This is a genomic window from Dyella sp. SG609 (assembly GCF_012275375.1).
Taxonomy (GTDB): Bacteria; Pseudomonadota; Gammaproteobacteria; order Xanthomonadales; family Rhodanobacteraceae; genus Dyella_D; species Dyella_D marensis.
In genome coordinates this window covers 257,541-269,897 of sequence record NZ_JAAZQJ010000005.1, presented here as the reverse complement: position 1 = coordinate 269,897, position 12,357 = coordinate 257,541, and the positions used below count along the sequence as shown (strand labels likewise).

11 protein-coding genes are annotated in these 12,357 nt (G+C 69.7%); 4 read left to right on the top strand and 7 right to left on the bottom strand.

Going from position 1 to position 12,357, the window contains the following annotated elements; all coding sequences use genetic code 11:
• Positions 1 to 19: 19 nt before the first annotated feature.
• Positions 20 to 2,146 carry a TonB-dependent receptor gene (locus FHW85_RS11665; protein WP_343203696.1) on the bottom strand — a complete coding sequence of 709 codons (2,127 nt, stop codon included), beginning with the start codon at positions 2,144 to 2,146 and terminating at the stop codon, positions 20 to 22.
• 95 nt (positions 2,147 to 2,241) lie between these two features.
• On the opposite strand from FHW85_RS11665, the gene FHW85_RS11660 reads away from it, so the two are divergent.
• The 4 genes from FHW85_RS11660 to FHW85_RS11645 all read left to right on the top strand — a co-directional run bounded on the left by FHW85_RS11660 (position 2,242) and on the right by FHW85_RS11645 (position 6,451).
• A complete protein-coding gene (locus tag FHW85_RS11660; protein WP_167253393.1) occupies positions 2,242 to 3,429 on the top strand; it encodes a peptidoglycan DD-metalloendopeptidase family protein in 1,188 nt (395 codons plus the stop codon).
• A 113-nt stretch (positions 3,430 to 3,542) separates the two neighbouring features.
• Positions 3,543 to 4,898 carry a S41 family peptidase gene (locus tag FHW85_RS11655; RefSeq protein WP_167253395.1) on the top strand — a complete coding sequence of 452 codons (1,356 nt, stop codon included), beginning with the start codon at positions 3,543 to 3,545 and terminating at the stop codon, positions 4,896 to 4,898.
• Positions 4,899 to 5,016: 118 nt separating this feature from the next.
• On the top strand, positions 5,017 to 5,646 hold the full coding sequence (locus FHW85_RS11650; protein WP_167253802.1) for a thymidine kinase: 630 nt from the start codon (positions 5,017 to 5,019) through the stop codon (positions 5,644 to 5,646).
• 40 nt (positions 5,647 to 5,686) lie between these two features.
• A complete protein-coding gene (locus FHW85_RS11645) occupies positions 5,687 to 6,451 on the top strand; it encodes a hypothetical protein (protein WP_168648341.1) in 765 nt (254 codons plus the stop codon).
• A 123-nt stretch (positions 6,452 to 6,574) separates the two neighbouring features.
• Here the strand turns inward: FHW85_RS11645 and mutM are convergent, their stop codons facing one another.
• The 6 genes from mutM to FHW85_RS11615 form a co-directional block, all read right to left on the bottom strand.
• Positions 6,575 to 7,399, bottom strand: a complete 825-nt coding sequence (gene mutM, locus FHW85_RS11640; RefSeq protein ID WP_168648340.1) for a bifunctional DNA-formamidopyrimidine glycosylase/DNA-(apurinic or apyrimidinic site) lyase — start codon at positions 7,397 to 7,399, stop codon at positions 6,575 to 6,577.
• Positions 7,400 to 7,411: 12 nt separating this feature from the next.
• A complete protein-coding gene (gndA, locus tag FHW85_RS11635) occupies positions 7,412 to 8,833 on the bottom strand; it encodes an NADP-dependent phosphogluconate dehydrogenase (RefSeq protein ID WP_168648339.1) in 1,422 nt (473 codons plus the stop codon).
• Between the two features lie 97 nt (positions 8,834 to 8,930).
• Positions 8,931 to 9,413, bottom strand: a complete 483-nt coding sequence (locus tag FHW85_RS11630; RefSeq protein WP_168648338.1) for a hypothetical protein — start codon at positions 9,411 to 9,413, stop codon at positions 8,931 to 8,933.
• Positions 9,410 to 10,762 (bottom strand): GldG family protein, encoded by a 1,353-nt coding sequence (locus FHW85_RS11625; protein ID WP_168648337.1) that lies wholly within the window; start codon positions 10,760 to 10,762, stop codon positions 9,410 to 9,412. The genes FHW85_RS11630 and FHW85_RS11625 overlap by 4 nt, the downstream gene beginning before the upstream one ends.
• Positions 10,762 to 11,550, bottom strand: a complete 789-nt coding sequence (locus FHW85_RS11620) for an ABC transporter permease (RefSeq protein WP_167253407.1) — start codon at positions 11,548 to 11,550, stop codon at positions 10,762 to 10,764. The genes FHW85_RS11625 and FHW85_RS11620 overlap by 1 nt, the downstream gene beginning before the upstream one ends.
• Entirely contained in the window at positions 11,547 to 12,284 is a 738-nt protein-coding gene (locus FHW85_RS11615) for an ABC transporter ATP-binding protein (protein WP_167253409.1), read from the bottom strand. The genes FHW85_RS11620 and FHW85_RS11615 overlap by 4 nt, the downstream gene beginning before the upstream one ends.
• Between the last annotated feature and the right edge of the window lie 73 nt (positions 12,285 to 12,357).

The window sequence follows — 12,357 nt, the reverse complement described above, 5'->3', positions numbered from 1 at the left end:
CGGCTCACCCCAACCTACGTCAGAATTCCAGCTGCGCACCCAGCATCGCGGTGCGCCCGGGCGAGGGTTCGTAATAGCGGCCGTTGCTCTCGTTGACGATCACCGAGCCGATCACGCGGCGGTCGAACAGGTTGTCCACGCGCGCGCTCAGGTGCAGCTTTGCCGTGCCCAAGGCCAGGCCGTAGCCGATATCGGCGCCGGTCAGCACATAACCCGGCGCGCGTTCGCTGCCGCGGTCGTCGACCGTCACCGCGCCCACGCCCTGCCACTCCACGCCCATGCGCCAACCCAGGGCGCCGCCGCGTTCGATACGCAGCGAGCCGTAATCGTCGGGAACGCCGGGAATACGCGTGCCGGCGGGAATACGCACCGCCGGCGTGCCGCTCAGGAACGCGTCGCGGAAACGCGCCTGCAGATGCGTCGCGCCCAGCAGCATCCGCCAGCCGCCGCCGAGCTCGCCCTGCAGCGCAAGCTCCGCGCCCTGGCGCCGGCTGCGCCCGATATTGCGATAGCTGGAACGCCCGCCGCTGTTGCTGGCCACCGCCAGCTCGTGGCGCGTATCGGCGCGGAACAGCGCCGCTTCGAGCTGCCAGTCCGCCGCGGCCTGCCATTTCATGCCCAGCTCGCCCTGGCGGCTGCGCGCCGGCTGCAGGTCGAAGGCCAGGCCGGCGCCGCCGTCGGCGCGGTAGCCCAGTTCGGCGAAGGTCGGCGTCTCGAAGCCTTCGCCGTAGCTGGCGTAGAAGCGCAGCCGTTCGCCGGGGCGGTACTGCAGGCCGAGCACCGGCGTGGTCGCGCCGTAGCTCACGCTGCCGCTGTCGTCCGGATTGCCGGGCGCGATGTAGTGATCGGTCGCGCGAAAGCGCACCTCGCTGTGGCGCACGCCGGCCAGCAGCGACCATGACTCGGCGAAGCGCCAGTAGAGCTGCGCGTAGGGGTCGAGATTCCACACCCGGTCGTCCTCGTCGCGGCGCAGCCGGCCGCTGACGCCGAGCACGCTGCCGGCGAAATTCTCGTAGCCGCGGCGGCGCTGCTGCTGGTCGTCCCAGGACAGGCCGAGCACGGCTTCCAGCGGACGGCCGGCGAGTTCGGTGCGGCGGGTCCAGCGCGCGTCCAGGCCGCCGTAACTCGTATCCAGATCCACCACGCCGCCGGCGCTGAGCGGATTGCGCTGCGCCGCCACCGGCACGGAAAGCATCTGCTGCACGCCGCGCTCGCCGTAGTAGGCCATCAGGCGCCATTGCGTATCGGCATCGGGCGACAGCTCGTAGATCGCGCCGCCCTGCGTCTGGTGCACGCTTTTGCGCGTGTCGAACTGGTCGGCGGCGGCGATCGCCTGGCGCGGATCGGCCATGGCCTGCGCTCGGGTCAGCCCCAGCGGATCCTGCGCCTGCGGCAGGGCCACGGTGTTGAGCACCACGGTCAGGTGCCCGCGATTCCCAAGCTCGAAGCCGAGCCGCGCATTGCCGGATTCCCGCTTTGCGCGGCTGTGCTCGCGATAGCCGTCCGTCTGGAAGTGTGAGAGCGCGAGGTTGTAGTCGAAACCGCCGTCCTTGCCGCGCGTGGACACGCCCACCCGCGCCGTGCCGTTGCTGCCGCCGAACAGGCCCACCCGCGTCACCGGCGGGTCGCTGCCTTCGGCGCTCCACAGCTGCACCACGCCGCCGGACGCATTGCCGTACAGCGCCGAGAACGGGCCGCGCAGCACTTCCACCCGCTCGGCCGCATCCAGGCTGAAATGCGAGACCTGGCCCTGGCCGTCCGGCATCGTTGCCGGAATACCGTCCGCATACAGCCGCACGCCGCGCACGCCGAAGGTGGCGCGCGCGCCGTAGCCGCGCAGCGAGATCTGTTCGTCCTGCGCGTAGTTCTGGCGGTCGCGCGCCAGCACGCCGGGCACGCCGATCAAGGCCTCGGAAAGATTCACGCCCGGCTTGCCGCTGTCGCCCGGCGCCACCGCCACCACGCTGAGCGAGGCGGGCAGGTCCAGCGGCGGAATATCCAGCCGCGTGGCATTGACCCGCACCGGCGGCAGTTCGGTGGTGTCGTCCGCCTGCGCCGCGCAGGCCAGGCACAGCAGCAGGGCGCCCGTGATTATCGACTTGCCGCTGCCGCGCATCGCCGCTCCCATCCCATCGATGACATCCAAGAGACCAGCCCGCGATGGTAGGGGATGCGCGGTGACCGATCAGTGGCGGCGGTCCGCCTCTCGCCACGTTCAGCCCGCCCCCGCATAATCGCGCGATGCCACATGCCCGCTGCTCCGTCCGCCTGATCGGTGCCATCGCCCTGTCGTTCGCGGCGCTCGCCGGCGTTCCCGCGCACGCGCAGGAAAAGACCAGGGCCGAACAGGCCGAGGCGCAGAAGAAGCTGGCCGAAGTGCGCAGCAAGATGGAGGAACTGGCCAGGGAGCAGGCCGAGACCGCGAGCAAGCGCGACTCCGCCAATGCCGAACTGGCCAAGCGCGCCAACGCCGTGGCCGGCGCCGCCAAGGCGGTGCGCCAGACCGACGCGGAACTCTCTTCCAAGCAGCGCGAGCTGGAAAAACTGCAGCAGGACCGCGCCGCCCTGCAGAAGAACCTCGACGGCCAGCGCGCCGCGATTGCCGATCTGCTGCGCGCCACCTACACCCTGGGCCGCGGTTCCGACCTGCGCCTGCTGCTGGGCGACGACGACGTGGCGCGGGTGGCGCGCGCGCTGGCCTATTCGAAGTACTTCCAGGAAGACCGCGTCCAGAAGGTGCAGAAGCTGATGGGCGACCTGGCCCGGCTGCAGGACCTGGAAGCGCGCATCGCCACCGAACAGCAGGCCCTGCAGGCCACCAAGGCGCAGCGCCAGGAGCAGGCCAAGGCGCTGGAGCAGCAGCGCGCCGAACAGGCCAGGCTGGCCGCCCAGACCGACGCCCAGTACAAGGACCAGGGCGAGCGCCTGGCCCAGCTCAAACAGAACGCGCAGTCGCTCAACAGCCTGGTCGACAAGCTGCAGAAGGCCATCGACGACGCCGCGCGCGAGGCGGCCAAGGCGGCCCGGGCCAACCCGGCCGCGCCCAGCGTGTCGCCGGGCAAGGGCAGCGCCAATATCCGCGGCAACCTGCCCTGGCCGGCCAACGGCGTGGTCAACACCTATGGCAACGGCGTGCTGATCAAGGCCGGCGGCGGCAGCGAAGTGCGCGCGGTGGCGCGCGGCCGGGTGGTCTATGCGGCCTTCCTGCGCGGCTACGGCATGCTGCTGATCCTCAACCACGGCGGCGGCTGGATGAGCATGTACGGCAACAACGAAACCCTGCTGCACGGCGTGGGCGACGAGGTCGACGCCGGCCAGGCGGTGGGCACCGCGGCGGCGCCCACCGGCGTCAATACCGGCGTGTATTTCGAACTGCGCCAGAACAACAAGCCGGTCGATCCGCGCAGCTGGTTGTCACGCCAGCGTTGACGCGGGGCGTACGCCGCAGCAGGCTAGCCTGCGTTGAATTCCGGTGTCCCCCCGTGGTCCAAGCGGCCTGCCGCCGTCCGCGGTGCACCCCCAAGCTTTCCCGGAGCAAGTTCATGCGGTTTTCCTCCCTGACCCTCGTCGCGCTGCTGCTGGCGGCCCCCGCGCTGCCGCTGCAGGCCCTGCCCGCGAAGGGCGCCAAGCCGGCAGCCGAGCCGGCCAAGGCCGCTTCCGCCGCCGCGCCGGACGCGGTGGACATGGACGACATCCGCAACTTCAGCCGCGTCTACGAGATGGTGCGGCAGGCCTATGTCGAGAAGGTCGACAACAAGACCCTGATGAAGGCCGCGATCAGCGGCATGCTCACCGGCCTCGATCCGCACAGCGAATACCTCGACAAGGACGGCCTGGCCGAACTGAGCGAGGACACCACCGGCCAGTACGGCGGTTTGGGCATCGAAGTGCTGCAGGTGGACGGCACCCTGCGCATCGTCGCGCCGATCGACGACACCCCCGCCTCGCGCGCCGGCATCAAGCCGGGCGACACCATCGTCAAGATCGACGGCACGCCGGTCGACTCGGAAAACATCGACGACATGTTCAAGAAGCTGCGCGGCGACCCGGGCAGCAAGATCGTGCTGAGCATCCTGCACGAGAAGAGCGACAAGCCGGTGGACATGAGCCTGGTGCGCGAGCGCATCTCGGTCACCAGCGTGAAGGTGCGCGAGCTGGAGCCGGGCTATGCCTACGTGCGGCTCAGCCAGTTCCAGGACGACACCGCCGCGGACCTGGAAAAGAAGCTCGGCGAGCTGGTCAAGAAGAACGGCGCGCAGCGCGGCGTTGTGCTGGACCTGCGCTCCAATCCCGGCGGCCTGCTCACCGCGGCCGTGGGCGTGAGCGACGAGTTCCTCGACAGCGGCACCATCGTCACCACGCGCGGCCGCCTGCAGGACGCCAACCTGAGTTTCAGCGCGCATCCGGGCGACCTGCTCAACGGCGCGCCGATGGTGGTGCTGGTGGACAACGGCACGGCCTCGGCGGCGGAAATCGTCTCCGGCGCGCTGAAGGACAACCACCGCGCCCTGATCATCGGCCGGCGCACCTTCGGCAAGGGCGTGGTGCAGACCGTGCTGCCGCTGGATGCCGAGCATGCAGTGAAGATCACCACCGCGCGCTACTACACGCCCAGCGGCACCTCGATCCAGGCCGAAGGCATCAAGCCGGACATCGCCCTGGCCGACCTGGCGGTGAACAAGGCCGACAGCGCCGCCAGCCTGATCGGTTCGGAAGCGGACCTGCGCAACCACCTCGCCAACGAGGACGGCAGCAAGGACCGCAAGGCGATCGACAACGACGGCAGCGCCGAGAACGCCGAGCTGGCCACCAAGGACTATGCGCTGTCGCAGGCGCTGAACGTGCTGAAGGGCCTGTCGCTGAACCGCGGCAAGGCCGTGCAGACCGCCAGGCAGTAAGGCTCCGGCGTGGCCGCAGCGTGAAAGAAAGCGCCGCCTGCGGCGCTTTCCGCTTTATTACGCCAACCTCCAGTTGGCACGCGTTACCATGCGGGCCTTCTATTGCCCCGGCGCGATCATGGCCAAGCTCTATTTCTACTATTCGGCAATGAACGCCGGTAAGACCACCACCTTGCTGCAGAGCGCCTACAACTATCACGAGCGCGGCATGCGCACGCTCATCCTCACGCCGGCGCTGGACAACCGCTACGGCGAAGGCGTGGTCGCCTCGCGCATCGGCCTGAAGGCCAATGCGCGGCGCTTCCGCCCCGACGAAAACCTGCTGGCGCTGGTGGAGGCCGACATCGCCGCGCGCGGGCCGCTGCATTGCGTGTTCATCGACGAGGCGCAGTTCCTCGCCAAGGCGCAGGTGTGGCAGGCCAGCGACGTGGTGGACAAGCTCAACATCCCGGTGCTCGCCTTCGGCCTGCGCACCGATTTCCGCGGCGAGCTGTTCGAGGGCAGCCGCTATCTGCTGGCCTGGGCCGACAACCTGGAAGAGATCAAGACCATCTGCCATACCGGCCGCAAGGCCACCATGGTGGTGCGCGTGGACGAACACGGCCGCGCCGTCACCGAAGGCCCGCAGGTTGAGATCGGCGGCAACGACCGCTATGTCTCGGTCAGCCGCGCCGAATTCAAGAAGATCACCGAAGGCCACGGCCGCATCGAATTGCAGCAGCCGGTCTTGCCGCTGGGCGAACACTGACCCGCGGCGCGGCATGGCCGCCCACCACAAGGAATTCCCCATGAATGCACCGATCCGCATCCCCGCCTGGCAGCGTCCCCACTGGCATCCCGGCGGCGAGGAGATCTACCTGCACTACTACGTGTTCGGGAATTTCCAGAACGTGCGCGTGCCTTCCGCGCCCTATGGCAGCGATGGCCTGCCGCACGGCATCGAGGTGAGCAACCACCATCATTCGGCGTTGCGCTCGTGGGAGGGTTATCCGCTCAAGGGCGAGCTGGGCCGTTTGTTCAAGGAAGAAGCGCCGGACGCCTACCGCGCCGCGGTGGATGCGCCGCAGGTGATGATCCTGCGCGGCACCCTGCCGGACCAGGGCGACGTGGGTTATCTGCGCGACACCCTGGGCGTGGTGGCGGGCCTGCTCGATATCGGCGGCGTGGCCGTGCTCGATCCGCAGATCGTCACGCTGTTCGGCGCCGATGCCTGGCGCAGCCATTACCTGGTGCGCGACGGTGCGCCGATCCGCAACCACCTGCTGATCCTGCGCGACGACGAAGACAACGGCGACGGCTACTGGATCCGCACCCGCGGCATGCGCAAGTTCGGCCGTCCGGACGTGAGCCTGCGCCATGTGCCCGAAGGCGACAGCGACCGCGCCGGCATGCTGTGCGAGCGGCTGGCGGAGATGCAGGCGCTGGGTGCGCACTTCGTCGACGGGCAGGCGCTGGAAGCCGACGGCCTGCAGGGTTTCGTGGCCAGACTCGGCGGCAGTGCGGTGGAAGCGCCGTTCTACAACACCTACGTCGAATTCCGCTGGCCGCATTGAGCCTCGCCGCCAAGTAGGTTGGGGTGAGCGCAGCGAACCCCAACGATGCGCTGCGTTTGAAGGTCGCCATGTTGGGGTTCGCTGCGCTCACCCCAACCTACGCCGGACCTTGTGGGCCGGAGTTTATTTCTGGCAGCGCGGGCACCAGAACGTCGAACGCTGCCCCAGCACCACCTGGCGGATCGCCGTGCCGCAGGTCCGGCACGGCTCGCCTTCGCGGCCGTACACCTGCAGCTCGCGCACGAAATAGCCGGGCATGCCGTCCGGATTGATGAAGTCGCGCAGCGTGGTGCCGCCACGCTCGATCGCCCAGGCCAGGATGCGCTTCACCTCGGCGGCCAGGCGCGCATAGCGCGCACGCGAGACGGAACCGGCCGCGCGGCGCGGATCGATGCCGGCGGCGAACAGCGCCTCGCTCGCATAGATATTGCCCACGCCCACCACCACGGCGTTGTCCATCAGGAACAGCTTCACCGCCGCCGTGCGGCCGCGCGACATCCGCCATAGCAGGTCGCCGTCGAAGTCGTCGGTGAGCGGTTCCGGGCCGAGGTTTTCCAGCAGTTCGTGCGTGGCGCCCGGCGCTTGCCACAGCAGGCAGCCGAAGCGCCGCGCGTCGGTGAAACGCAGCACGCGCGCCCCGGTGGCGGCGGCTTCCAGCCCGAGATCGACGTGGTCGTGCTTGCCCACCGGCGCATCCGCCGGCAGCACGCGCAGCACGCCGGTCATGCCCAGATGCAGCAGCGCGCTGCCTGCGGCGGTATGCAGCAGCAGGTATTTCGCGCGGCGCTCGACGTCCTCGATGCGCTGCCCCGGCAACAGCTCGCCGATCTCCGGCGGAATCGGCCAGCGCAGATCCGGCCGGCGCAGCACCACCGAGGTGATGCGCCGGCCGATCAGATGCGGGGCGATGCCGCGCCGGGTGGTTTCGACTTCGGGCAGTTCAGGCACGGCGCGAGCTGCTCAGGACCAGTCGGCGTGGAAGCTGCCGGGGCGGTCGACGCGCTCGAAGGTATGCGCGCCGAAGTAATCGCGCTGCGCCTGCACCAGGTTCGCCGGCAAACGCTCGGCGCGGTAGCTGTCGTAGTAGGCGATCGCCGAGGCGAAACCCGGCACCGCCACGCCGGCCTGCACCGCGGCGGAGACCACGTCGCGCAGCGCCTGCTGGTATTGCGCGGCGATATCGCGGAAGTACGGATCGAGCAGCAGGTTGGCCAGCGCCGCGTCGCGCGCGTAGGCGTCGGTGATCTTCTGCAGGAAGCGCGCGCGGATGATGCAGCCGGCGCGGAAGATCTTGGCGATGGTGCCGTAGGGCAGGTTCCACTTGTACTCGTCGGAAGCCGCGCGCAGCTGCGCGAAGCCCTGCGCATAGGAGACGATCTTGCTCAGGTACAGCGCGCGGCGCACCGATTCGATAAACGCCGTGCGGTCGCCCGCGAACGGCTTCGCGTCCGGACCGGCCAGCACCTTGCTCGCGGCGACGCGCTCGTCCTTCAGCGCGGAAAGCAGGCGCGCGAACACCGATTCGGTGATCAGCGGCAGCGGCACGGCCAGGTCCAGCGCGCTCTGGCTGGTCCACTTGCCGGTGCCCTTCTGCGCGGCGCGGTCGAGGATGATGTCGACCATGGCCTTGCCGGTGTCCGGGTCTTTCTTGCCGAAGATGTCGGCGGTGATGGCGATCAGATAGCTGTCGAGTTCGCCCTGGTTCCAGTCGGTATAGACCTTGCCCAGCTCTTCGTTGGACAGGCCCAGCACCTGCTTGAGCACGGCGTAGCTCTCGGAGATGAGCTGCATATCGCCGTACTCGATGCCGTTGTGCACCATCTTCACGTAATGGCCGGCGCCGTTCGGGCCCATGTAGGCCACGCAGGGTTCGCCATCCGGCGCGCGCGCGGCGATCTCGGTCAGCACCGGCGCCACCAGGTCGTACGCATCGCGCGGGCCGCCCGGCATGATCGACGGTCCGTGCAGCGCGCCTTCCTCGCCGCCGGACACGCCGGTGCCGATGAAGTGCAGGCCGGCGTCGTTCAATTCGCGTTCGCGGCGGATGGTGTCCTGGAAGAAAGTGTTGCCGCCGTCGATCAGCACGTCGCCTTTATCCAGCAGCGGCTTCAGTTCCGCGATGGTGGCGTCGGTGGGTTCGCCTGCCTTCACCATCAGCAGGATGCGCCGCGGCTTCTGCAGCGAGTCGACGAAGTCCTGCACACTGTAGGTGGGCACCAGGCGCTTGTCCGGATGCTCGGCCATGACCTCGTCGGTCTTCTCGCGGCTGCGGTTGTAGATGGCCACGGTGTGGCCGCGGCTCTCGATGTTGAGCGCGAGATTGCGGCCCATCACGGCCATGCCGACGACGCCGATGACAGGTTGCTCGACCGAACGATTCATGCGGATGCTCCCAGGGAGGATGACGGGAATGCCTCGGATATGGGGAGGTCGCCGGGGCATGCAAGGTGCCCCGCATCATACGCAGGCCGGTGCGCGCTCAGGGCGCCTTGGCGGTGTTCGCCTTGGCCGGGCGCGGCGTGAAACGTATCGGGACCAGGGCCACGCGATCGCCCGCGCGCACGTAGCGCAGCGGGCCGGTGACGGCGACTTCGCCGAAACTCAGCGCCTGCCCGTCCAGCGTCAGCACCACCGGCGGCGGCGCCAGGCCGATCCTCGCCGGATCGAATTCCGCCAGCGGCCGCCAGCTCTGCACCGGCGCGGCGGCGGTGGCGGCGAGATCTTCCAGGCGGCCTTCGTCGACCGGCAGGGTGGTGCCGTCGACGGCCTGCCAGTGGCCATCGCGCCTGGCGTAGTGCTCGGTGACGCCGCCGTGCCAGGCAAGGTCGATGCGCTGCACCGCGGCCGGATCGAGATCGAGCAGGCTGCCCAGCGCCTGCGCGCGGTCGTGCCGCCATTGCCAGCCGGCGCCGGCCAGCAGCGCCGCGGCGATCGCCACGAACACCAGCGTGCCGCGCTTCATGCGCGGCGCCGGCGCCAGGCGATCAGCCCGCCGAGCAGCAGCAGGCCCAGCGGCAGTGCCAGCAGGAAGCCGAACGTGACCGCGTTCAACTGGCCCTGGCTGAGCTGCATCGCGCGGTCCGGCGCGCCGCGCGGCGGCAGGTTGACCAGGGCGTCGTCGCCCAGCAACCAGTCGAACACGCGCTCGCCCAGCGCGCGGTTGCCGCCGTTGCCGAGGAACGTGTTGGAGAGGAAATCGCCGTCGCCGATCATCGCCACGCGCTGCTCGCTCTTGTCCGGGCTGGGCGAGAGGCGCGCGAAGGTGAGGCCGAAATCGAGCGGGCCTTTCAGCTCGCCGGCATCGGCGTCGTAGCGGATGCTGCTGCTGCCGTCGTTGCCGATCGGCTGGAATTCGGTCCAGCTCTGCGGCCCCGAGCGCAGGAACGGCTGCACTTCCCACTCGCCGCGGCGCGCCAGCGCCAGTGCCGACACCTGCGGGAACAGCGTGGTGAGCGTGAGGCCGCGGGTGATCGCATGCACGGGATAGCTGCCCACGGTGATCAGGCGCGGGTCCTTCAGGCCCAGCGCGGCGCCCTGGCCGTCCACCAGCACGCCGGGCAGCACGTGCACGCCCAGCGCATCGGCCAGCGGCTGCAGGCCGAGGTCGTCGTTGGAAGGCTCGGTCAGCCACAGCAGGTTGCCGCCGGCGGCGACGTAGTCGGTGAGCGCCTTTACCGCGCCTTGCGGCAGCGCCAGCGTCGGTCCGGCCAGCACCACCAGGTCGGTGTGCTGCGGCACCGCGGTCACCTGCGCGAAGTTCAGCGGCACCGCGCGCATGCCGCGGCTTTCCAGCTGCGTCATGAACATGCCCAGGTCCGCATTGGCCTTGCCGTCCGCGCGGCGCTCGCCGTCGCCGGTGACGAAGGCCACGATGCGCTCGCCGCCGCGCGCCAGGCGTTCCAGCGCATTGGTGAGGCTGCGTTCGGACAGCTCGTCCAGGCGCTCCTCGCGGTTGCCGTAGTGCAGGATCAGCGCGCCGTCGACGGTGATGCCGAGCTCGCGCATCTTCGCCGGGTCCTGCTGCGGATCGACGAAGCGCAGGGTGAGGTCGTGCTTGAAGCGGCGGTAGCGCTCGATAAAGCTGGCCACCGTCTGGCGCAGGTCGCCCTGCGGGTTCGCATAGCTGACGATCTCGACCGGGCCCTTGAGCGCGTCGAGCACGGCACGGCTTTCGGGTGAGAGGCTGGAGCGGCTGTCGTGGCTCCAGTCGGCGACGTAGTCGTGGCGATACGTGAGGTAGCCGGCCGCGCCCGCGGCGGCGAACAGCGCCAGCACGAACAGCCAGCCGCGCAGGGTTCCGGTCAGGCGCATCAGCCACGCTCCTTGTCGGCGGCGACGCGGCGTATCGCCAGCGTCAGCGCGATGGCGATCACCAGCGCGAACCAGGCCAGGTCGGCGCTGGATACCAGGCCGCGCAGCAGGGCTTCCAGATGCGTGCTCAGCGACAGCCAGTTCCACAGCCCGTTGCCGATGCCGGCCTTCTGCGCGGCCAGGTTGGCGGTGAACAGCGCCAGCCCCAGCGTGAGGCTGGCGGTGGCGGCCACGGCCGGCAGCGAGGCGAAGGCCGAGCAGGCCACGCCGAGCGCGCCCAGCGCGGCGAGCGTCAGCGCCAGGCCCAGCACGGCGGCGGCGAACTTGCCCCAGTCCAGTTCGGTGCCGTGCGCCAGGCTCAGCGGCATGGCCACCGTCAGCGCCAGCCAGCCCAGCAGCCACAGCAGCACGGCCAGGTACTTGCCCAGCACGATGGCCGCCGGCGAGGTGCCGCTGGAGGCCAGCAGGGGCAGGGTGCCATTGGCGCGGTCGCCGGCCAGGGTCGACATGGTCAGCAGCGGCACCACCAGCAGGGCCAGCTCGGTGAGGCCGAACGGCAGCACGCCCATGGTCAGCGTGCTGCCCAGCAGCGGGACGCCGACCAGGTCGGTATAGCCGGGGCCGCCGGGCAGGGCGGCCAGCTTCACCTGGTTGTCGAGGAAGCTGCCCAGCAGCAGCACGAAGCGCCAGGCCAGCTGGGCCAGGGTCAGCGCGGCCAGCACCCAGGCCAGGGGACGGACCAGCAGGCGGCGCAGCTCCAGGCGGGCCACGGACAACGTCGAACTCATGCGGCCTGGTCCTTCCCGCTCATCGCGATCTCGAAAAACGTCTGTTCCAGCGCCTCGTGCCCGCCGTCCAGCGCGGCATCGTGGCGCAGCTGGCCCTCGTGCAGGATCGCCACGCGGTCGCATACGGCGGTGGTCTCGGCCAGCAGGTGGGTGGACAGGATCACCGCGGCGCCGGCGGCGGCTTCCTCGCGGATGACCTTGCGCAGCGCGGCCACCTGGACCGGGTCCAGCGCATTGCCGGGTTCGTCCAGCACCAGCAGCTTCGGCTTGTGCAGCACCGCGCAGGCCAGGCCCAGCCGCTGGCGCTGGCCCTGCGACAGCACCCCGGCCAGGCGGCGCAGCAGCGGGGCCAGTTCCAGGCGCTCGATGGTGGACTCGCAAGCCTGCTTCAGTCCGCTGGCGCGTAATCCGCGCAGGCGGCCATGGGCTTGCAGATGTTCCAAAACGGTCAGTTCCGGCCAATGCGGGGCACGTTCGGGCAGCCAGCCGATCAGGCCGCGGGCCCGTTCCGGGTGCTCGGCGAACACCTCTCCGTCCAGTTCGATATGGCCTTCGTGCGGCTGGAGCGCACCGGCGATCATGGCCAGCGTGGTGGACTTGCCCGCCCCGTTGACGCCCAGCAGGCCAAGGATCTGGCCGCGGTCCAGCGTCAGGCTGAGACGCTCCACGGCCGGACGCCCGGCGCGCAGGCGCCGAACCTGATCAAGCTTTAACAGGGGGTATGGCAGAGTCATTGCATGATTGTCACGGCGCCCCCACCGTTTGAACAGACGGCGGGGGCGTTCTTGCGCGCTGAAACACGTTCTG